General features: G+C 37.0%; 19 protein-coding genes. 9 read left to right on the forward strand and 10 right to left on the reverse strand.

All coding sequences use genetic code 11. The annotated features are described in order from the left end of the window. Positions 1 to 52 precede the first annotated feature (52 nt). The 3 genes from C1634_RS00470 to C1634_RS26265 all read left to right on the forward strand — a co-directional run bounded on the left by C1634_RS00470 (position 53) and on the right by C1634_RS26265 (position 4,525). Positions 53 to 472 (forward strand): hypothetical protein, encoded by a 420-nt coding sequence (locus C1634_RS00470; protein WP_103231561.1) that lies wholly within the window; start codon positions 53 to 55, stop codon positions 470 to 472. Between the two features lie 268 nt (positions 473 to 740). Then, complete coding sequence (locus C1634_RS00475) at positions 741 to 1,718, forward strand: hypothetical protein (protein WP_109737757.1); 978 nt, start codon at positions 741 to 743, stop codon at positions 1,716 to 1,718. A gap of 80 nt (positions 1,719 to 1,798) precedes the next feature. Further along, the gene (locus C1634_RS26265) at positions 1,799 to 4,525 is read left to right on the forward strand and encodes a hypothetical protein (protein ID WP_103231563.1); all 2,727 of its coding nucleotides are present in this window, start codon (positions 1,799 to 1,801) and stop codon (positions 4,523 to 4,525) included. Between the two features lie 27 nt (positions 4,526 to 4,552). Here the strand turns inward: C1634_RS26265 and C1634_RS00485 are convergent, their stop codons facing one another. The 8 genes from C1634_RS00485 to rpsL all read right to left on the reverse strand — a co-directional run bounded on the left by C1634_RS00485 (position 4,553) and on the right by rpsL (position 13,208). After that, on the reverse strand, positions 4,553 to 5,053 hold the full coding sequence (locus C1634_RS00485; protein WP_109737758.1) for a low affinity iron permease family protein: 501 nt from the start codon (positions 5,051 to 5,053) through the stop codon (positions 4,553 to 4,555). Positions 5,054 to 5,158: 105 nt separating this feature from the next. Next, positions 5,159 to 6,355: a PepSY-associated TM helix domain-containing protein gene (locus C1634_RS00490; RefSeq protein WP_109737759.1), complete on the reverse strand. Its 1,197-nt coding sequence runs from the start codon at positions 6,353 to 6,355 to the stop codon at positions 5,159 to 5,161. A 272-nt stretch (positions 6,356 to 6,627) separates the two neighbouring features. Continuing rightward, the gene (locus C1634_RS00495; RefSeq protein ID WP_109737760.1) at positions 6,628 to 7,245 is read right to left on the reverse strand and encodes a hypothetical protein; all 618 of its coding nucleotides are present in this window, start codon (positions 7,243 to 7,245) and stop codon (positions 6,628 to 6,630) included. Positions 7,246 to 7,263: 18 nt separating this feature from the next. Further along, positions 7,264 to 9,519, reverse strand: a complete 2,256-nt coding sequence (locus C1634_RS00500) for a TonB-dependent siderophore receptor (RefSeq protein ID WP_103232431.1) — start codon at positions 9,517 to 9,519, stop codon at positions 7,264 to 7,266. A gap of 329 nt (positions 9,520 to 9,848) precedes the next feature. Beyond that, positions 9,849 to 10,154, reverse strand: a complete 306-nt coding sequence (rpsJ, locus tag C1634_RS00505; protein WP_002661363.1) for a 30S ribosomal protein S10 — start codon at positions 10,152 to 10,154, stop codon at positions 9,849 to 9,851. A gap of 16 nt (positions 10,155 to 10,170) precedes the next feature. Beyond that, positions 10,171 to 12,288: an elongation factor G gene (gene fusA / locus C1634_RS00510; protein ID WP_103232422.1), complete on the reverse strand. Its 2,118-nt coding sequence runs from the start codon at positions 12,286 to 12,288 to the stop codon at positions 10,171 to 10,173. A 6-nt stretch (positions 12,289 to 12,294) separates the two neighbouring features. After that, complete coding sequence (rpsG, locus tag C1634_RS00515) at positions 12,295 to 12,771, reverse strand: 30S ribosomal protein S7 (protein ID WP_089734635.1); 477 nt, start codon at positions 12,769 to 12,771, stop codon at positions 12,295 to 12,297. 23 nt (positions 12,772 to 12,794) lie between these two features. Next, a complete protein-coding gene (gene rpsL, locus C1634_RS00520) occupies positions 12,795 to 13,208 on the reverse strand; it encodes a 30S ribosomal protein S12 (protein ID WP_027381287.1) in 414 nt (137 codons plus the stop codon). A 458-nt stretch (positions 13,209 to 13,666) separates the two neighbouring features. On the opposite strand from rpsL, the gene C1634_RS00525 reads away from it, so the two are divergent. From C1634_RS00525 to C1634_RS00550, 6 genes are all read left to right on the forward strand, one after another. Then, positions 13,667 to 14,143, forward strand: coding sequence for a Dps family protein (locus C1634_RS00525; RefSeq protein ID WP_103232423.1), 477 nt, complete (start codon positions 13,667 to 13,669; stop codon positions 14,141 to 14,143). Positions 14,144 to 14,238: 95 nt separating this feature from the next. Further along, positions 14,239 to 15,417 carry a nicotinate phosphoribosyltransferase gene (pncB, locus tag C1634_RS00530; protein ID WP_103232424.1) on the forward strand — a complete coding sequence of 393 codons (1,179 nt, stop codon included), beginning with the start codon at positions 14,239 to 14,241 and terminating at the stop codon, positions 15,415 to 15,417. A 128-nt stretch (positions 15,418 to 15,545) separates the two neighbouring features. Continuing rightward, positions 15,546 to 16,016: a YciI family protein gene (locus C1634_RS00535; RefSeq protein ID WP_103232425.1), complete on the forward strand. Its 471-nt coding sequence runs from the start codon at positions 15,546 to 15,548 to the stop codon at positions 16,014 to 16,016. 184 nt (positions 16,017 to 16,200) lie between these two features. Continuing rightward, a complete protein-coding gene (locus C1634_RS00540) occupies positions 16,201 to 17,796 on the forward strand; it encodes a GEVED domain-containing protein (RefSeq protein ID WP_103232426.1) in 1,596 nt (531 codons plus the stop codon). A 230-nt stretch (positions 17,797 to 18,026) separates the two neighbouring features. Then, positions 18,027 to 18,260: a hypothetical protein gene (locus C1634_RS00545; protein WP_109737761.1), complete on the forward strand. Its 234-nt coding sequence runs from the start codon at positions 18,027 to 18,029 to the stop codon at positions 18,258 to 18,260. Positions 18,261 to 18,329: 69 nt separating this feature from the next. Next, positions 18,330 to 19,085, forward strand: coding sequence for a DUF5995 family protein (locus C1634_RS00550; RefSeq protein WP_103232428.1), 756 nt, complete (start codon positions 18,330 to 18,332; stop codon positions 19,083 to 19,085). Positions 19,086 to 19,144: 59 nt separating this feature from the next. Here the strand turns inward: C1634_RS00550 and C1634_RS00555 are convergent, their stop codons facing one another. Beyond that, on the reverse strand, positions 19,145 to 22,243 hold the full coding sequence (locus C1634_RS00555; RefSeq protein ID WP_109737762.1) for an efflux RND transporter permease subunit: 3,099 nt from the start codon (positions 22,241 to 22,243) through the stop codon (positions 19,145 to 19,147). Continuing rightward, a complete protein-coding gene (locus tag C1634_RS00560; protein ID WP_103232429.1) occupies positions 22,243 to 23,358 on the reverse strand; it encodes an efflux RND transporter periplasmic adaptor subunit in 1,116 nt (371 codons plus the stop codon). Before C1634_RS00560 ends, C1634_RS00555 begins: the two co-directional genes overlap by 1 nt.

A 23,358-nucleotide genomic window follows, 5' to 3' on the forward strand; every position in this document is an offset into this window, starting at 1 on the left:
TTTTTACGGTGTTTGTTTTGCTCAAATATATTTACTTTTGAAAAAAATATATATGAAAAAGATTTTCTGCTTAATTATATTTTGCATCAGCATTTTTTCTTTAGCGCAAGTAAATGTTCCTTTTGTTGGACATAGAAGTTTTGATATCATGAAAGGATATAGCGGTACGGGTACTCCTCATTATTATCTGGATATCAAAAAGAATGGAGATGTTCATTTTGGCTATGTTCAGGTGAATCAAGCTAACGGAAAAGAGACAAAAGAAGAAATAAATGCTGGTAAATATGCTCCTAATAAAGTAATGAAAGTCGTTTTCAAAAAATTCGAAGAAACATTCCTGGTGAAATTTGACAAAAATAAAATTTATCTCACCGACCAGAAAGGAAATGTTCAAAACCTTGAGGGCTGCTGTTCTTCCAGTGAAAGTATTGATAAAGAAACCTGCGCCTGCGAAAGTGAACTTTACAAGTAGTTAAATAGTATATAGAGAAAGCCGCTCCATCTGGGGTGGTTTTCTTGTTGTGAGATACCACCTTTTACCACCCTTCCGAAGGAGAAGAATAGTGATACAACCTACTGCATTTGAACAAATCATAATACATAAATAGGATATTCTTTTGCTTTGTGCCTTTATAATCGCCAATCACCGGGATTTTACGGTTTATATTCTGCTTAAATATCTTTACTTTTGAAAAAATTATGGCTGAGCCGAATGGTGGTTGCAAGAGTGATTTATACCCATGAAAAATTTTAAAATTTTATTTCTATTTCTTCTTTTCCTTATTGTGTCATGCAACAGGAAAGAAAATCATCCTTATACCTTTTATTACTGGAAAACCAAATTAAAGCTTGAGGGTGAAGAGAAGAAAGCATTAGACAAGGCAACGGTTCCCTATTTGTACACAAGATTTTTTGATGTGGATAAAGTGAACGGGAAATTTCAGCCGGTAGCAGTTATTACTAAAGACAAAAGTTTTCAGACCGATAAACAGATTGTTCCTACAGTGTTTATTACCAATCAGACATTGCTGGGTATTTCTGCAGAAGAGATTAAATTTCTGGCGGAAAGCATTCATCTTTTAATTCAAAAGAAAGCGGAAGAATATCAACTGAAAACAAACAATGAAATCCAAATCGACTGTGACTGGACTGCCGGAACACGGAATGATTATTTCAAATTCCTGAAAGAACTCAAAAAGATTTCCGGAAAAGAAATTACCTGCACCCTTCGTCTTCATCAGGTGAAAGATAAAAAGCAGACCGGAATTCCTCCTGTTGAAAAAGTTTATCTGATGTGCTACTCCACTTCATCGCCTCTGGAAAATTCTGATAAGAATTCTATTCTTGATGTCAACATTCTGAAAAGCTATCTTTCTAAAATGGAAGACTACCCTATCAAAAAAATTGAAGTGGCGCTTCCTATTTATTCCTGGGGGATTGTCACCAATCATTTAGGGAAACATAAATTAATAAATGCCTTATCCAAAAGAGATCTGGAAAACCCCAACTTCAAAAAGACATCCGATCATGAAATTGAGGTTCTGAAAGATGGGTTCTACTTTGGAAGTTATTTAAACAAAGGCTTCAAAATAAAGGCAGAGGAAATATCTGAAGAACAGCTTGAAGAGGTAATTTATTTTCTGGAGAAAAAAATCCCGCATTTTAATATTATTTATTATCAATTAGATAGTAAATTTGTGTTAGATCGGAAATTGTAAATCTCCCGGAGATAGAGACACACCCACTGTCAAGACCAAACCATAAACTATTAAGAAACTAAAAACACACTACAAACCCTATGAAAAAGTACATTCTTTCACTTGCGGTTGTATCACTTTTCTATACACAATCTGATGCGTGCGCGTGGTCAGATCCTGATTATGATTACTTCAACCTTTTTACGCAAAGTATTATCAAAGACAAGGCTTATCTTCCTTTTCTACACAGCTATTCAAGCAGGTTCTATGGAGGATACAACCCATCATTGATTCCTGATGATAATATTGAAACATGGAAAAAGTTCTTTAATAATCAGCTTAGCTATTCTGAAACTCAGAATCTGGTGTATAAGATCAGCATGAACGATCTGAATGCTTTAAAAAACGGAAATCCGACCAATCCTCTTTTACAAAAACTGGGTTCCGGATTTTACCAGAAATATAAGGAAGGCATTGATTATTTAATTGAGGCCAAATATCTGGAGCCTTATATGAGCATCAATTATGTTGAAAATGATAATTCATTTTATTACGACCGGGATGCCAATAGAAAAAATGCCACAGCTCTTGATTATAATAAAACGATTGCTGCCTTAACGTCTTTGTACAATGCAGCAAGAAACCCTGAAATCAAACAACGGTATGGATATCAACTCGTACGTCTGAATCATTATACCAGAAACTATGATTCTGCAGTACAGGCTTTCAAAAGCTATGTTGCTCCGATAAAACTGAAAGGATCGGTTTACTTCATGTCTCTGGACCAGCTGGGGGGAGCACAAAGAGGACTGGAAATGAATAACGATGCCAACTGGAACTTCTTCCAGGTATTCATGAATAGCAAAGACCGTAAGGAATCTGCATTTGTTTCTATGAAACTTTCTGATACGGCATCTTTCAGCAATATCATGAAAAGAGCCAATACCAATGAAGAAAAGAATATGGCTTATTTCCTTCTGGGATATGAGGACTTCAACAACCCTATTCCTACCATGGAAAAGATGTATGAAATAAACCCTGATTCTGAAATTCTGAAGGTAATGGCAGCCAGAAGTATCAACGAACTGGAAAGAAGCTATCTTCCTACTTATTATTATACTTCAGATGCAGCCAATAATCCGTATGTACAAAGAGGTAAAGCTGATACTAATGTTACTTCAAAAGAGGCTAATACCCCGACTAAAACTGAAGTAAAAGAGGAAAAACTTTCTTTCTGGCAAAAGATTGTAAGGTTCTTTAAAAATCTCTTCGGAGGCTCAAAATCTAAAGAATCTGCCGATGGAAGTAAAACAGATCAGAGTGATGATGAATTACTGAATAATCCGAACAGAATTCCTTTCTACACTACTTCCGGCTATGGATATGATGATAAGATGAAGGATTATCTTGACGATCTTGAGAAATTCACTGACAAAACCAAAGAGAAATCTAAGGATGAATATTGGCAGATTGCCAATGCTTATCTTAAATTCCTGAAAAAGGATTACAAAGAAAGCACAGAAATTCTGAATGATATCAAAACAACAAATCCTGAATATCTGGAAGAGATCAAACGAATGAAAGTTCTGAATGATATTGTTTCCCAACCAAAAATTGATGCCGAATATGAAGATCATCTGATGAAAGATTATGCGGAGTATTTCGTAGAGAAAAAAGTAGTGAAAGACACAGCCAATACAGATAATTTCGATTATTATGGTGAAGTGCCTTCTACTGCTGATTTCCTGAAGGATGTTATGGCCAACCGTTATTTACTTCAGGGTGAAGATGGAAAATCTTTCCTGATGAACAATAAGCTTTCTGATCTTCAGTACAATCCAAACTCCGGTTTGGTAAAAAGTGTAGAAGATTTCTACAGAAAGGCTAATAAAACACAGTTTGAGCAGCAGATCATCGCCAAAAACATGGACAGTGTAGGTAACATCGATGCATTCTTCAGCACAATTTACGGAGACAGAGCCATGAGACTTGCCGACTTTGAAAAGGCGAAATCTTATTACGAAAAAGCAAAAAGCTTTGCCGGTATTCCAAGACAAAATTATGAATGGACAGAAAAGAGCGGCCAAACCATAACGACCAAGCAATATACTCCTGCAGAATATGACGGATTTAAAAACATTTCAGATCTGGTATTCGGGCATAATGTTTGGGAAAGTTTCGGAAGTCCGGATGCAGAAAGTATGAAAGCAGAAAATTACACTGATTTCCCTTTCATAAAAACGAGTATGAATAAACTTGAACTGGCAGATGTCCTGATTCAACTTAAAAAGATTGGAAACGGAACGGGTGAAAAGGCTGCAAAGGCCAACCAGCTTATCGGAAACTTATTGTATAATACTTCTATTTTAGGATATTACCGTGAATTGTTTGTCATGGATATTGACAACAGCAACGGTGGTAAATACAACTTCTGGAACACCGACAGAAAGAATCCTTACAAGTATTATTACAAAAACTTCCTTGACACTTCTTATATTGAACCTGATAATTTTGATTTGTCAATAAGCTATTATCAAAAAGCTCTTAAGCTTTCTAATAACAAGGAAGAAAAAGCAAGACTCTTATTCCAGATGGCAAGTGCTGAACAGGGTAAATATTACCAGTACGAAGCAAAGGCTCCAAAAGACTTTGATTATTCCGATCCAAAATGGTCTGAAAAAGAAGATGCCCGCCAGAAAGAAATGGACCATCTTAAGAATCAAAAATACAGAACCTATTTTGCTCAGTTAAAAGCTCAGTATTCTGATACAGAAACTACGAAAAACCTGATGGGAAGCTGTAGTTATTTTAGTTATTTCATGAAATAATAGTTTTAAAGTAAATAAAAAAAGGAATCAAATTGATTCCTTTTTTTGTTCATGCTTCTGCATCCATTCTTCATGTTTTCTTTTAAAGAATTCATATTTATAATCCTGATTTCTCTGTGCAGCATCAATGGAGTGAGAAGTATGGATATCTGCATCTTTTTTGGCAAGCTCACCCAGTTTTTCATAATAGATATGAAGCTGATCCAATTCTGCTTCTGTAAGATCTTCAATATCTACAATCCTGTTGCTGGCTTTTTCGTGAGCCGCCAAAAGCTCATTCAGCTTTATTTGTATGGCTTTTGAATCTTTATTCTGAGCTTTCTGAATCAGGAATACCATGAGAAATGTAATGATTGTAGTTCCGGTATTGATCACCAGCTGCCAGGTTTCTGAATAGTCAAAAAAAGGACCTGAAACCGCCCAGACCACAACGATGAGGAAAGCTCCTATAAAAGCATAAGCACTTCCTGTAAACTTTACAGCCCAGTTTGAAAAATTTTCAAAAAAATGATTCCCTTTATGACCCATAACTTTTACTTTTTTATATACTAAATGTATAAAAAAATAATCTGAAAACGGAAAAAGAAATGAATATATGGTACCTAAACACTTCAGACAGCAGCCTATCCTATTTTATTTCATTTTTCTAAACCTGTGCCACCAGATGAGAAATCCAGTCACAGGCAGAGAGCAGCCAATAAGAGACACTATAAAGTAGAGAATAATACTCGGCAGCCCCATGATCTCCCCTGTATGCAAAGGTTTTGCTAAAGCGGTAAATTGTTTGTTCAAAGGTTTATCCGAGAATAGTTCTTTGGTCTTGAAAACTCCTGTTTTATCAAATGTTACTTCATCCGGAAACATCATTCCAAGGAAATTCTGCCTGTTGGTTTTGATCACAACATAACGCGGATTTTCTTTGTTGGGCAGTTCTATACTGGTAACCGCAGGATAAGGGAGGTGATGATCTGCCAGCTTTAAAATCTTATCCACAGAAGCGGAAGCCACATTTTTCAGATTTTTCTTTTCATCCTGCTTTTGAAGCATATCTCCAAGAAGTCCTCCAAAGGCATCTTCACCACTGTCTTTTTCTTTTGAAATACTATCTATTGAAGACCCTCCCAGACTTACAATAAGTGCATTTTTCACCCATGGATAGGTTATATACAATCCGGTAACAGCAATAAAGAAAAGCATTAAAAAAGTATAAAACCCAAGCGTATTGTGTAGATCATAATTGACCCGCTGAAATTTCGCTTTCAACATAACCGTCAACCCCTGTTTCAAAAACTTCAGCTTTTTCGGAAGCCAAAGGATGAAACCAGAGATCAGAAGAATACAAAACATCAGAACCGATGCTCCTACAATCTGTCTTCCTACATTTCCCATCATCAGTTTCCTGTGAAGATCAAGAACTACTTCAAAAAATTGACCGGATCCCACATTGGGCTGCCCAAGAATTTCCCCAGTATACTGATTATAATAAGTGCTTTTATCCAACTGATTTTCGCGGTAACCAATCACATAACTTTTCCCTTTATCATCCGGAATCATTAAAGAGGTAAGTTCTTTATTCTGTTTTAATAATTCTGCCTGGATTACATCAGGGTTTTTAACTTGCCCCGAGTGGGAATATATATAAACTTTGTCTTTATTGCTAACATCAATGATCTGATTTTTGAATGCATACAGACATCCGGTAAGACACATCACAAAAACAATAGCACTTGATAAAAGTCCCAGCCAGAGATGAATGATCCACATCAGATATTTTGTGATGGATTCGTTTTTTCTTCTTTTCCTGTAAAGGCTTTTAAATAATAATTTCATTGTTTAATAGCAAAAACATTAAGACAGTTTGACCGTCTTAATGTTTTAAATTAAAATTGATATGAATAAATTAAAAAAAGTTAATACAAATTCGGGTTAGGAAGCATGAAGCTGATGACGAAAATTTCTTGGTTTAAAAGAGTACTGATCTCACTTTAATCTACTTTCACCAAATTGAATAAGTTTTCTTAAAAAGGCAGTAAGCACTTTTATCCCCATATTATATTCATCTCCTTTCTTCCTGCTTCCAGCCCTCATTGGTATCAATGTCGTTATTTTCTTCCTTTGAACTGAACTTCTTTTACGATGTCTTCAAATTTCACATAGTGCTCAGGGCTCAAGACTTTCTGAATCGCTAATTTTCTTTGGACATCAAATTTCTCCCAGTATTGCTTAGCCAGATCATTATTCCCGTGATAGACATCATGTGCATCATTGAATGCTTTTTCAAAGGCATCATTGGCTGCATTCACTACTTTGAATTCATCATCAGAAAGCTGAGCTTCAGTTTTGATTTTTTCTAACAGTGCGTTGTCATATCTTGGCCTTTTTCTGGCATTTTCATCAACAAATTTGTTGAACTTTTCCATCTGTGGTGTATCTAAAACCGTAGCAATTTCAATAGACTGCTGTGCTCTCAGTTCTTCATTTTTGATTCCTAAAGCTACACGGTCCATATTTCCTCCCTGCGCTTTCGCTGCCTGGAAGTTTTGCTCCTGAAGATCCTGATATTTTTTGGTGATCTCATCAAAGCTTTTTTCCTGTTCGGGGGTAAGCTTTACTTCAGTTTTGAACTGGTTATAATCTATTCCTTTCTTTTTATCTCCGGAACATGACACCGTAACAGCGCCTAGAGCCAATGCAAAAATTAATGTTTTGATACTTTTCATAATAACTGATTTTGTTGATTAGAATTTATAGTTTACCTGTACCGCAAAGTTTCTAGGCTGAATCTGATCGATGTATCCTCCTCTGAAATAAGAGCTGTACCCTACACTATCAAAAATATTATTAAAGAATACTCTTATTCCCATTCCATTTTTCAGTGAATATCCTGCCTGAGCATCTACGGTAGTATATTCCGGCATATCAAAAGGTTTGTCTCCAGGTTTCACACTGTTCAGGTGGCCTGCTGTAAACGTTTTCTGAGTCCATTCGTCAACCGGTCTTTTTCCTACATAATAAATTCCTGCACCAACATCAAGTCCGGATAAAGTTCCTTTATTGAATTTATAATTCAGCCATCCGTTTGCGGTATGCTTAGGAGCGTTCATTGGTGCTGATCCGTTCATGTAAGCAGGGCTGTCCTGATACTGAGCATCCAGATATGCCCATCCTGACATCACCTGAAGGTTTGGAAGAATTCTACCGATCAATTCTACTTCAATTCCTTTTCTTCTAAGGTTTCCTGCAAGACCATACATCGTTTGTTTGTTGATCACAACAGGGTTATAGTTTTCGTCAAGAATAGTGAATGAAAGGTGATCTGTTTTAATGTCAAATACTGTTACGTTAAATCTTAAACGCTCATTAAACCAGTCTGATTTAATACCCGCTTCCCATTGTTTAGTCATTGACGGACCTACTTTACCTCCATCTAAAAGGAAGTTATTAGAAGATCTTAAAGATGTTGTAGTGGTATATGATCCAAATACGTTAACGTTTGGAAGTGGAGAAACAATTAATCCGAAATTAGGATTCCATGTATCTACAGATTCATTGGCAGAACCATTTAATCTGCTATAACGAACTCCCAAATGTGCTTTCACATATTTCCCGATGGTCATTACATCCTGAGCCATTGCACCAATACTTGGAGTCAATACAGCGTTTGATCTTCCCAGATTTTTATAGACAACATTCACTGGAAGCTGATTTGGAATGCTTCCATTCACTACGTCAAAAATATCAAGTGGATTAGCAGCGTAGGTTGTATTTCCAATTTTTGTAGCACGTGCCGTAATTAAATTCCCAGGTGCGATTGAGTTTTTATATGCTTCATAGGTTGTAGATGAAGTTTCTGTTTCTCTCCAGTCAAAACCAACCTGGAAGGTATGGTTAATAAATCCTGTTTTTATTTGTTCTCCGATGAAGTCTAGTTGTAATACTTTATTGATATCTTCACCTTGTGATTTTCCTATTGTACGTTGTCTGATATTATAGTTGGTTTCACCTGCCGGTAATGAAACGGATGAAGCTTCAGAATCTGTATTGCTAACAGAATTAACGAAAGCAGCTCTCACTTTTAATTTATCCGTAAGGTTACGTACGATTGTAGTCGCGAAGTTAAAAGTTTCAGTTTTTGAATAATCAGATGTATATCCTAAAAACTTACCTTTTGGCATGTGATATAATGCTTCAACAGTTCCCGGAGCAAGGTTGATTGTTCCTCTGTCCGGTGTTCTTTTATCATGCAGATAATCCATTTCCACATTGATGTATGTTTTATCATCCGGACGGAAAGCGATAGATGGATTTACATAGATTCTTTCTCCTTTTACATGGCTTCTGAATGAATTGTTATTCTGATATGCACCATTGAATCTTACAGCAACTTTACCCTGAGAATCTAATACTCTCTGGAAGTCTACCGTAGGTCTGTAAAAATCCCAGCTTCCGTAACGGAATCCTACATTAGTCTGATCAATAAACTGTGGTCTTTTCGTTACAACATTGATAACTCCTCCTGCAGATCCCAATCCGTTTCCTATTCCCTGACCAATTGCGGCAGATCCTTTGATCACCTGAATACTTTCTACTCCCTGCATATCTGTGATCATCCCTGCAGTACGGAAATCTGAATCCAGCTGCACTCCGTTTTTCAATACGGGAACTCCACGATACCCTCTGATGGACATACTTTCGTTCCCTCCGCCATAACTTGAAAACAAGGTTACCCCTGGAACGTTTTTGGCAACATCAGTGACTGTAAGTGCTCCTAATTCTTCAATTGCTTTATGGGAAATTACAGAAATACTCTGAATCTGATCTCTGGTTTTCAAAGGCAATCTTGTAATTGCATCCAGACCTTGCGGCTGTTTCTTTCTTTCACCAAATAGTTCTACTTCTTCAATTTTCTTGTGTTTAACTGAATCATTTACTTTCTGTGCATTGGCAAGAACCCCACCTAATACTAGCAGAGAAAAGGATATTACTTTATTCATCTGATAATTTTTTGCAAAATTATTATTTTTATTGATTCTAAATAAATAAAACACACTGACATATGTCACCTTAAAAAGAACTATTAATATCAGATCATTAATCCTTCCTGAGGACTCTTTAGAATCCCCAAACAGAAATAATCTATCGTTAATGGTTATCCCATAAACCTATTTTATGGTTATTGAAAGCATAATATAAAAAAGGGCAAATTCATATTACAATGAGTTTGCCCTTTATGTTTTATTTCATGTATATGTAAGATAACTTCACAAAAAAATCCGTCCCTAAAAAGGAACGGATTGTATAATCATTGCAAAGTATGCAGTTATCACACTTTAATTTCAACGTCTACACCTGAAGGAAGTTCTAATTTCATTAGAGCATCAACAGTTTTAGAAGAAGAAGAGTAGATATCCATTAGTCTCTTGTGAGCTGAAAGTTGGAACTGCTCTCTTGCCTTCTTGTTTACGTGCGGAGATCTCAACACTGTGAAGATTCTCTTATTCGTTGGCAATGGAATTGGTCCGTTTACAACAGCACCAGTAGCCTTTACCGTTTTTACGATTTTCTCAGCAGACTTGTCTACCAAGTTGTAATCGTAAGATTTTAGTTTTATTCTGATTCTTTGTGACATTTCTTTAATTTAAAAATTAACCTTTTGCTTTAGCTATGATATCTTCAGCAACGTTTTGTGGAGTAGCTTGATACTTCTCTAATTCCATAGAAGAAGTAGCTCTTCCTGATGAAAGTGTTCTTAGAGTAGTTACATATCCAAACATTTCAGAAAGTGGAACAGAACCTTTGATTACAACAGCTCCATTTTTCTCTTCCTGACCACTGATTGTACCTCTTCTCTTGTTAAGGTCACCAATGATGTTACCCATATATTCTTCTGGAGTTACAACTTCCAGTTTCATAATAGGCTCCATAATTACTGGCTTAGCAGCACGTCCCGCTTCTTTAAATCCTAATTTAGCAGCCATTTCAAAAGAAAGAGCATCAGAATCCACTGCGTGGAAAGATCCGTCTTTAAGAACAACTTTAATACCTTCAACTTCGAAACCAGCCAAAGGACCGTTCTTCATTGCAGCTTTAAAGCCTTTTTCAATTGCAGGAACAAATTCTCTAGGAACGTTACCACCTTTGATCTCATTGATGAATTCTAAACCAATTTTACCTTCGTCAGCAGGTCCTAGTTCAAATACGATATCAGCAAATTTACCTTTACCACCAGATTGTTTTTTATAAACTTCTCTGTGTTGAGCAACTCTTGTAAGATTTTCTTTGTATTCAACCTGAGGCTGTCCTTGGTTAACTTCAACTTTGAATTCTCTTCTCATACGATCTACAAGAATATCAAGGTGAAGTTCACCCATTCCTGAGATAATCGTCTGTCCAGAAGCTTCGTCAGTTTTAACCTGGAAAGTAGGATCTTCTTCAGCTAATTTAGCTAGAGCGTTACCCATTTTATCCTGGTCTGCCTTAGTTTTAGGCTCAACAGCGATACCAATAACCGGATCAGGGAAAACCATCGATTCTAGAACGATTGGGTGTTTCTCATCACACATAGTATCACCAGTTTTGATAGATTTGAAACCTACCGCTGCACCAATATCTCCTGCTTCAATATATTCTACAGGATTTTGCTTGTTAGCGTGCATCTGATAGATTCTTGAGATTCTTTCTTTATCTCCTGAACGCGTGTTCAAGATATAAGAACCTGCATCTAGTCTTCCAGAGTATGCTCTGAAGAATGCCAATCTTCCTACGAAAGGATCGGTAGCAATCTTAAATGCCAAAGCTGCGAAAGGCTCGTCTACAGATGGTTTTCTTGTAATATCAAGATCTGTTCTTGGGTCAGTTCCTTTGATATCATCTTTATCCAATGGAGAAGGCAAGTATTTACATACAGCATCCAACATAAACTGTACTCCTTTATTCTTGAATGAAGAACCACAAGTCATTGGGATAATAGATAAATCGATAGTTGCTTTTCTAAGAGCTTCGTTGATTTCTTCTTCTGAAATTGAATCTGGATCTTCGAAGAATTTCTCCATCAAAGTATCATCATAATCAGCAACAGCTTCAACTAATTTCTCTCTGTATTCCAGAACTTCAGCCTTCATGTCTTCAGGAATTGGCACTACTTCGAAAGTAGCTCCTTGTCCTGCTTCGTCCCAAACGATAGCTCTGTTTTTAATTAGGTCAACTACACCTTTGAAATCTTCTTCAGCACCGATTGGTAAAACGATTGGAACTGCATTAGATCCTAACATATCTTTAACCTGGTTTACCACGTTAAGGAAGTCAGCACCTTGTCTGTCCATTTTGTTTACAAATCCCATTCTAGCTACTTTGTAGTTGTCAGCAAGTCTCCAGTTTGTTTCAGACTGAGGCTCTACTCCATCTACTGCAGAGAAAAGGAATACCAATCCATCCAATACTCTTAAAGATCTGTTTACTTCTACTGTGAAGTCAACGTGTCCCGGTGTATCGATAATGTTGAAGTGGTAAGGCTTAGTATCTGCAAGAGGTTTTCCTTGGTCTGTTGGAAAGTTCCAAGAACAAGTAGTTGCAGCAGAAGTAATAGTAATACCTCTTTCTGCTTCCTGCTCCATCCAGTCCATTGTAGAAGCACCATCGTGAACTTCTCCAATTTTATGGTTAACTCCCGTGTAGAATAAGATTCTTTCTGTAGTGGTAGTTTTACCTGCATCAATATGGGCAGCAATACCAATATTTCTTGTAAATTTAAGATCTCTACTCATTTCTAATTAGAATTTAAAGTGTGAGAAAGCTTTGTTAGCTTCCGCCATTTTGTGAGTATCAGATTTCTTTTTGAAAGCAGCACCTTCTTCTCTTGAAGCAGCTACTACTTCATTAGCTAATTTCAAAGCCATAGACTTATCATTTCTCTTTTTAGAGTAGCTAATTAACCATTTCATTGCCATAGAAATTTTTCTATCAGCTCTGATTGGCATAGGGATCTGGAAGTTAGCTCCACCTACTCTTCTAGAACGTACTTCTACGTGAGGCATTACATTTGTAAGTGCATCTTTCCAGATTTCAAGGGCAGTTTTCTCCGTTTCTCCTTTTTTAGTTTCTACGATCTCTAGTGCATCATAGAATATTTTGAATGCAATTGACTTCTTACCGTCAAGCATCAAGTTGTTTACGAATCTCGTTACCAATTGATCATTAAACTTTGGATCTGGTAACAACGGTCTTTTTTTCGCTTTTGTCTTTCTCATTGCTTTTGTACCTTATTTAATGATTATTTTTTCTTTCCTTTTGCAGGAGCAGCAGGTGCTTGTCCTGGTTTAGGTCTCTTAGCTCCGTACTTAGATCTTCTCTGAGTTCTTCCATTTACACCAGCGGTGTCTAATGCACCTCTTACGATGTGGTAACGTACTCCCGGTAGGTCTTTCACCCTTCCGCCTCTAACCAATACTATCGAGTGCTCTTGAAGATTATGTCCTTCGCCCGGGATATAGGCGTTAACTTCTTTACCGTTTGAAAGTCTTACCCTTGCTACTTTTCTAAGTGCAGAGTTAGGTTTCTTAGGTGTAGTTGTATATACTCTCGTACATACACCACGTCTTTGTGGACAAGAATCAAGGGCAGCCGATTTGCTCTTCTTGGCAAGCGTGGCTCTTCCTTTTCTTACTAATTGTTGAATAGTAGGCATTTAATTGCTTTTTATTTTAGGGTGCAAAAATAGTAATATTTTTTTAATCTGCAAATACTTATATAAAAATTAAAATCAAAGACTTACATCAAAAATCAAATACATTTCAATATGACAATCAAAGAAGCCTAATCTACATACGGAAAAGAGACCTGAAAAAATATATTTTGCCACGTAAAAAAAGAGTATTAAATAATTATGAAATTTACATCATTGGAGATCGTTTCTAAAATTTCATATCCAAAATAGAGCTCAAGTATTTTATCTGATACATCCAAACTATTTTTAAAAATTTTCTTATAGTTATCATCTATTAATAAAGAGAGGAGTTCGGCACGATATTTCGTAAATTTGGGATATACAAATGATCAACTCATACAATCGCCAAAACGGTATTTCAAAACTTATCCAATGGAAGCCGGCGATTTTATCTAACCTTAAAAAATAAATATATACATATGAAAAATGCTAGTATCATTGGCCTTAAAGAAGCCGATTGTAAAAAGATTTCAGAAAAATTAAATGTCCTGTTAGCCAACTACTCTATATTTTATCAGAATACAAGAGGGTCACACTGGAACATCAAAGGTGAGCAATTCTTTACTCTTCACCCGAAGTTCGAGGAATTATACAACAGCCTGGTTTTAAAGATTGATGAAATTGCAGAAAGAATTCTGACATTGGGTGCAATTCCTGCCCACAACTATTCAGATTATTTAAAGGTGGCTACAATTAAAGAAAGCAAAGAGGTAACTGACGGAACAAAAAGTGTTGAGCTGATCTTAAGCTCATTCAAAGTAGTGATTGATCTGCAGAGAGAACTTTTAGATATTACCGATGAAGCGGGAGATGAAGGTACCAATTCGCAGATGAGCGACTATATTACCGAACAGGAGAAAGAAGTTTGGATGTACAATTCTTATCTTGGAAAATAACTCCATAAAAAGGATTAAAATATTTCAAAAAAATCGCCTTACATTTAGGCGATTTTATTTTTTATTTTTATATTTGCGTTAAAATTACACATATTATGAACGACGTAAGATTGAACTCTATTCTAGATAATGATTTCTATAAAATAACCATGCAGAATGCCGTGGTAAAACTATTCCCTGGTTCTATTGTAAAATATGAATTTATCAACAGAGGAAAACACCACTTTCCGGTGGGATTTGATGCTGCTTTAAGGGAAGCTGTTAATAAAATGGCAGAACTTAAACTTACGAAAGACGAAAAAAAGTTCATGGCAAGAACATGTCCTTATATTGATCTTCCCTATCTGGATTTTTTAGAGGGATACCATTTTGATCCATCTGAAGTAAAAATTCATCAGGAAGGAGGAGATCTTTCTGTCACTGTAGAAGGACTTTGGTACAGAACAATCCTTTGGGAAGTTCCTTTACTGGCATTGATCAGCGAGCTGCATTACGAAATGAACCATATGGAAAGAGATTCCAATGAAGTGGTGATGAGCAAAACGTTGGAAAAAGCAGACTCACTAGGCAGGCTTGGAGTAACGTTTGCTGAATTCGGAACCAGAAGAAGACATTCTTATAAGGTACAGAATCTGGTGATGGAAGCTTTAACACAAAAAAAAGAGTCTACTTTTATAGGAAGCTCAAACGTACATTTTGCGATGAAGTATGGCGTAAAGCCCATCGGAACACATGCTCACGAATGGTTTATGTTCCACGCTGCTGAATATGGTTTCAAAATGGCCAATGAAATGGCACTGGAACATTGGGTAGATGTATACAGAGGTGATCTTGGAGTTGCCTTATCTGATACGTATACCACTGATGTTTTCTTCCAGCAGTTTGACAAAAAATTTGCAAAGCTTTTTGATGGTGTACGTCATGATAGCGGAGATGCTCTGGAATTTGCAGATAAAACGATTGCTCATTATCAAAGAAACGGGATCAATCCTATGTTTAAATACATTATCTTTTCTGATGCCCTAAATCTTGAAAAAGTAGAAGAAATTACCAACTACTGCAGAGGAAAAATAGGAATTTCCTTCGGAATAGGAACTAATCTAACGAATGATGTAGGATTGAAACCCATGAACATTGTCATGAAACTGATTGGGGTACAGGCCACTAATAAAGAGTGGATTCCTACGGTAAAACTGTCTGATGAACATGGTAAGTATACCGGAGATCCTAAAATGATTGAACTGGCAAAAGAATTTTTAAGAATAAAAGATTAAAATAAACTTATCTGAACAATTAAATATAACCTCGTAACCATCGAGGTTTTTTTGTATCATATCATTTTTTGAAATTCAGTGCTCCTAAATTTTTAAGGTTTTTATTATATTTATCAAAATAAAACAAGATGAAATCAAAACCATTACTAACCGTATGCCTCCTCATATCCGCATTGTCCTTTGCACAGGAAAAGAAAGCAGAAAAGCCAAAATTTAATCAGGAACTGGCAACTTCTTTAGGAGCTGATCAATATGGTATGAAACCTTATACGATTGTTATGCTGACAACAGGCTCTACCAAGATTGAAGATAAAGCCAAAATGGGCGAGCTCATGAAAGGCCACATGACGAATATTGGTAAACTTGCTGATGAAGGTAAAATCATCGTAGCCGGGCCTTTTCTAGAAAAGAATAAAGAAAACTACCGCGGCATGTTCATCTTTAATACCAAATCTAAGGAAGAAGCTGAACAATGGGTAAAAACAGATCCCGCTGTACAAGCCGGAGTCTTTAGTTATGAAATTTTCCCATGGTATGGATCTGCAGCTCTGCCTTTGTATCTTAAACATCATGATGAAGTTTCAAAAGAAAACCCCTAGGCCAACCAAACCCTAACTATTCAATTATAAAATTTAAAATCACAATCAAAAAGAACAAAACAGTTGAAATTATTTAAACTAAATTCAAAAAACACAATTAATTTGATTATAAAATGTTAATTTTATTTCATATTTGGTTTTAAAATGAAATAGTATTATATTCGGTAAAATAAAACTTATCAATATGAAAAAATTACTATTCTTGAGTTTCATGGCGCTCTCTATAATGGGCAGCGCTCAGATTTTAGTGACGGAAAGTTTTGAAAACGGAACTTACCCTAATTTTACAATTACAGGTGGATACACTGGAACTCCTACAACGTATATTGTAGGGAACTGTGACGGTGCAATATCCATAGGTGCTGAATCATATGGTTCCAGTACTGCCAACAGAACTATAAACCTGTTATACACCAAACCAGCAAGTGTAACGGCCAATGGAAAAAAAATTGACATTTCTTTTTCATATTCAACGGTTGCTTATGACACTTCCACTCTAATTGGTGGTAATATTAATGTTGAATACTCTACAAACGGTGGTACTACGTATACTGCAGTAAGTACTCCTATTACATTAACTGCTGCAGCCCAAACCTGTGCTTCGTATACAGCTACAATTCCTGAAAGTGCTAATGTAAACGGAAACTTTATGCTTCGAATTCAGACGGTAGGTACTACGGGAACTACTTATGATTTTTATAGCTTTATAGATAATGTAAAAATTAAACAGGAAGTTACTGCAATGCCTGCATGTACCACTATAAGTGCTCCCGTAAGTGGTGCAACCGGCGCATCCGTGCGTCAACAGATTACCTGGGCAGCAACAGCCGGAGCAGAATCTTACAAAATTAAAGTCGGTACTACCTCAGGTGCCTCTAATATATATAACGGAAGTACATTTAATACATTCTATACTCCTACAGCATCTACTACCTTTCCTCAAAACACGACATTATACACAACTGTTACTCCTACAAATGCTTTAGGTGATGCCACAGGATGTCCGGAAATTTCATTCACAACCGGTGCTAATCCTTATGCTCCTTATTGTGGTCTTCTTCTTGCTAAACTCGGTGTATACCCAATATCCAATGTCGTTTTCAGTGATATGACAAATGCTTCCAGCGCCACTGCAAATACAGGTGACGGCCACGAAAGCTTCACCAATAAAATAGCTAGTGTTATAAGAGGAACTTCATATCCAATATCCATGACAGGGACCTCAGTAGGAACAACCAACCGATTTGGATTTACTGTATTCATAGACTGGAATCAAAACGGAAGTTTTGCCGATGCTGGTGAATCTTACTTTGTCACTTCCGATTTTGCGGGAGGTACCGGTACTCCTTTAACCGTTAATAAAAATATTGCCGTTCCCGCTACTGCCGCTCTAGGAACCACCAGAATGAGAATTAAATACCATTTTAACAGCTCAACAACTTCTGTAAGAACAGAGTTATCTAATCCATGTGCGGATCTTAATCAGGGTCAGGCAGAAGACTACACCATAAGCGTTCAGGATGTACTTTCTACTTCAGATATCAGCCTAAGTAAGAAAGCTGACATCTCTATTTATCCTAATCCATTTAAAGATGTATTGAGAATTTCTGATACAAAAGGAGTAAAATCTATTATGGTAAGTGATATTTCAGGCAGACAGATAAAAACTCTTAGCCCAAGCAACGAACTTAATCTTTCTGAACTGAATTCAGGATTATACCTGATCAACCTTCAAATGGAAGATGGAACTGTAAAAGCGATTAAAGCGATTAAAAAGTAACGTTCTTAGAAAATTTATAATAATAAAAAGGGTTATCTCATTTCCTGAGATAGCCCTTTTTAATTCTGCCCTACATATAACAATCATTTTATCAAATACCACAATGATTAAAAAAATATATCTTGTTTCAATGAATTAATTTAATTATTTTAGCTTATTGAGAACTCAACTTATTCATCTAATTGTAAGTGGGTTACCAACAAATCAATATCATAATTAAAATTAATCTCATGAAAAAGAACTTAACAAAATTTTCAAGAACAGAATTGAAAGAAGTATTCGGAGGAACACTGTATCCGGCACAATGCCCGGGAGGATGCCATGGTGAGGGAATGATCAGATGTCCTGACGGTACAACCACGATGACTAACTTTATATGTATGGGGGGAAGCTGCCAACCGGCAGCCATGTGCAAACCACTGGTTCTGGAACCTTTTCCTGACCCGATTATCATTACCCCATAATCTGAATGAACAATACATAAAGTGAGCTTTCCGGCTCACTTTTTTATTATCTTTAAACAAAAAACTATCATGAAAACCATTGAGGAAGTTCTTAAAAAACTGGATGAAATCATCATCTGGTGCAAAGAAAACAAGAGTCCTGCAGGATATTTCGCCTGTACCTATAGAATTATGACCGCACAGGTTCTGAAAGGAATTCAGCAGAAAAAATTTGAGGATAATCCCAGAATGACATCACTTGACGTTGCTTTTGCACAAAGATATCTTCAGGCATGGGAAAGCTATAACAAGGGAGAAAAATGTACCAATTCATGGTATATCGCTTTTGAAGCCGCCAAAAACAAAAACCTGCTGATATTACAGCATATATTCCTGGGCATGAATGCTCATATCAATCTCGATCTTGGTGTTTCTGCTGCTGCAATCATGCCCTACCGGAAAATAAATCCGTTAAAAAAAGATTTCGAGAACATTAATAATGTCATTGCCTCCATCAATCAGAATGTGCAGGATTCTCTGAACAAAATATGTTATCCCGTGGATCTCATAGACAAGCTCTCCAACGGAAAAGATAATGTTGTCCTTGATTTTGCCATTTCCAAAGCAAGAGATACTTCCTGGGCGACCGCCGTGATAGCTTCCAATACTCCGAATTTCTTAAGAGAATCTGTTATTGGCATCGTAGATTACGCCGCAGCCAAAGTTGCTACACAAATTCTGAATCCGAAGATCCTCACTCCCGCTCTTTTAAAGGAATTTAAAAAGTGTGAAAGCATTGATGTTGTGAAAAATATTGAGATTTTAGAATCTACAAAGAGTTCTTAATAAAAAGGCCGGGATCTTCCTCACGGATCCCGGCCTCATAATGAACAAAATAAAAGAAACTATATTGTTTCCTTATGCTTTTTACGGTAGGCATAATGGAAAATAATTGGCAGTATTGTAAATGACAGCAGCATACAGACAATGAGCCCTCCAACAATCATAATGGCTAAAGGTTTCTGAATTTCTGAGCCCATTCCATTCGACATTGCTGCAGGAAGAAGTCCCATAGATCCCATCAGGGCAATCATAACCACCGGGCGTATTCTGCTTTTCACTCCCTGTGCAATGGATTCTTTAAGCGACATTCTGCTTTGCAGATTTTCTTTCATCACTCCGATCAGAACGATACCATCAATGGTTGCTACTCCAAAAAGGATGATAAATCCAATCCCCGCTGAGATTCCGAAGATAGTTCCCGTAAACCAAAGGGATAAAAATCCTCCAATAAACGCAAATGCCAGTGTAATGGAAGAGATCAGTGTATCTTTTACATTTCCGAAGTTGAAATACAACAGCATCAAAATAAGAACTAAAGATATTGGCACTACCATTGCCAGCTGTTTCGCCGCTCTTTCTTTGCTTTCAAATTCCCCAGCCCACGTCATTTTATGATTTTTCGGAAGTTTTACTTCCTTATCTACTTTCGCTTTTGCTTCCTGAATCGTACTTCCCAGGTCACGTCCTTCAATATTAAAACCAACTCCGATATATCTGCTGTTCCCTTCACGGTAAATAAATGATGGTCCGGTATGATAATCTATGGTTGCAATTTCTTTTAATGGGACTTTCTTATTATCCTGTGTAGGGATGAGAATATTCCCCATTTTCTCCGGAGTGTCACGGTACTGTTTTTCAAATCTCAGCATGACATCAAACATTCTTTCTTCTTCATAAAATTTGGTGGCAGCCTGTCCACCGATCGTCATTTCGATGACAGCCTGTGCATCTGCTGTGGAAATACCATATTTTGCCATTTTAGAATCGTGGAGCTGTATTCTCAATTCTGGAAGTCCAATATTTTTAAACACATTGACATCTGAAATGCCTGGAACTGTTCTGATGGAATTGGCCACTTTATTGGCATAATTTTCAAGCTCGAAGAGGTCATTTCCGAAAATCTTAATAACCAATGGTGCTTTTACTCCTGCAACATATTCTTCTACATTATCCTGTATTGGCTGGCTGAATCCAAAATTGATTCCCGGATATTTTTCAAGGGAAACTCTCATTTCTTCAAGAAGCTCCTCTTTGGATATTTTTTTCTTCCATTCCCCTTCCGGCTTCAGCTGGATATTAAATTCGATATTAAAGAAACCGGTAGGATCTGTACCGTCATTCGGACGGCCTGTCTGGGTCATGACAAATTTTACTTCATCATATTTCATTAAAATTTCTTTCATCTCTTTGGTCAACCGCACCGATTCATCCAGATTGACACTGTTGGGAAGGGTTGCTCTCACATAGATTGCTCCTTCATTCAGTTTTGGTAGAAATTCGGATCCATAATTGGAGAATCTCCAACCGCAAATAGCAAGTAAGGCAACAAAACCGATGATAAATCCTTTTTTGTGACGGTCACTGAATTCGTAGATCCTATAGATATTTACTTTGAAGAATTTTGAAATGAAATTTTCTTTTTCTTCAATATTCTTAGTCAATAAGATTTTACACATCGCCGGAACATAGGTCAAACTTAATATCAGTGATCCTAATAATGCATATCCCAGAGTAAACGCCAAAGGAGAGAACATCTTTCCTTCCACTTTCTGGAAAGAGAAGATTGGCATCAGAGCAACAATAAGAATCAAAAGGGCAAAGAAAATATAGCTTGCCACACTTCCTGCGCTTTTCTTAATGATCCCCAGCTTGGAAATTTTGTTGAATCTCCGCACTCCTATTTTCCGGGCTTTAAGTTCGAGGGCCACAAAGACGTGTTCTACAATCACCAGCGTTCCTTCCAGAAGCAGTCCGAAATCCAGTGCTCCCATGGAAATCAGATTGGCTGGCAGCCCTTGAATTTTAAGCATAATAATTGCAAACAAGAAAGCCAAAGGAATGACTGATGCTACGATGAAAGTTGTCCTCCAGTTGTATAAGAATATAAATACGATGATCGAAACCAAAATCACTCCTTCAATCAGGTTTTTGGACACGGTATGAACGGTGGTATTCACGAGTTCTGTACGATCAATGATCGGAACAATCTGAACATCTCCCGGCAGTTCTCCACCGTTCAGCTCTTGAATTCTGTCTTTCAATCTGGCAATTACTTCACTTGGATTTTCACCACGAAGCATGATGACAATTCCTTCTACGACATCATTTTCCTTATTATACCCTACCTGCCCTAACCTTGGTTTTGCTGAAATTTTAACTTCAGCCACATGTTTTACCAAAATTGGGGTAGAACCTTTTACCTCGATCTTAATATTTTCAATATCTTCTTTCTTCTCCAAAAGACCGATCCCCCGCACTACATAAGCCTGATCTCCTTTTGCCACAACATCTCCTCCTACATTAATATTACTCTTCGAAACTGCTTCATACACATCCAGGGGGGAAAGGTCGTAATTGTGTAATTCTGTAGGATTAATTTTTATTTCATAGGTTTTCTCTTCTCCACCAAAGCTTACTACATCTGCAACACCGGGAACTGCCAGTAATTCTCTTTCTACTACCCAGTCCTGGATTGCCGTAACTTCTTTGATGGGAAGTTTACTTTTAATAATATACCGGTAAATTTCACCCGTAGCTCCTGAAGGTGGTTCAATGCTGTATTCTGCCCCGGCAGGAAGGTTTACGTTTCCGAGTTTATTGGAAGCATATTGCTGGGCATAAAAATCATTGACATGGTCATCAAAAATCACGGTTACAACAGATAATCCGAATAAGGAAATAGAACGCACCGATGTTTTATTCGGGATGGCATTCATTTCTTTGGAAATGGGTAATGTGACAAATTTTTCGATCTCTTCAGCACTTCTTCCCGGCCATTGAGTAATGACTCTTACCCTTGTATTGGTAACATCCGGAAACGCTTCAATGGGGGTATGCATATAAGAATAGATTCCTCCGGCCAGCAAAAGAAAAGTCCCCAAAAGAACGATCAATGAATTTTTTAAAGAGAAGGAAACTATATTCTGTACAAACTTTCGCATTACTTGGTGGAATTATTTATTTGGGTTTTCAGGTTTTCGTAGATCAGCAATCCGTTGGAAGCAATGACATTTTCACCAGGCTTTAAATTTCCTTCTACATAAATATACTGGCTGTTGGAAGCAATCTCCGTTACCGGTCTGATCTCCAGATCGCAGTCTTTTTTGTATACAACTACATAGCTTTGGTTATTATCAAAGATCAAAGCTTTAGCAGGAATGGCCAATGCAGATTTATTTTGTGAGTTAACAGGTAATACAACATCTGCAGACATTCCGGGTCTTAGCTTCATCCCATTATTGTCCATAACGATTTTGGCCTTGAGGACTCTTTCGTTTTCATTGAAAACCTGAGAAATAGTATTGATCTTTCCTGAAAAGCTATCATCCGGATATGCCAGTGTTTTCACTACTACAGGCTGATCTACATACACATGTCTCATATTGGTAGCATACACATTGGCCATTACCCAGACTTTATCCAGATTGGAAATGGTAAAAAGCTGATCTCCACCTGCTGTAACAGGCATTCCTTTGGAAATATTCTTTGAAATAACATAGCCGTCCGCAGGAGCTTTTATCTGAATGGTATTTCCCCCTGCTGAATACAGCTGCATATTTTTCTGGGTCTTGGAAATATTAGACTGCAATATGGCTACTTCCGATCGTGCTTCCTGTAAATCTTTCTGAGAGGCAATATCATCTTTATACATGGCTTCCACGGAGGTCAGCTTTCTTTTGGCTACTGCCAGCTGAGCCTGTAAAGTTTGGGAATCATCCTGCATTTCGTTTACCGCTGTACTTTTTATACTTGCCAGAGTCTGTCCTTTTTTCACATAATCCCCAAGTGAGAAATAGGTATCTATAACAACTCCATCCACCAGGCTTACAAAGGGAACGGTTTTATCCGAATTACTTTCCACTTCTCCGGTGAGGGTGATACTTTCTTCTATGGGAAGCATTTCTGCTTTCACGAGCTTAATATCTTTTTTAAGTTCTTTACTGATGCAATAGTTTTTTTCAACTTCTTTATTTTCTTTTTCTCCGGTACAACCTGTAAAAATCACAAAGGCAGAAAGGTAGATTGCAGCAATGTATTGGGTAATATTTTTGTTCAT

Origin of the sequence: Chryseobacterium viscerum, assembly GCF_002899945.2 — a bacterium.
GTDB classification, from domain to species: Bacteria; Bacteroidota; Bacteroidia; order Flavobacteriales; family Weeksellaceae; genus Chryseobacterium; species Chryseobacterium viscerum.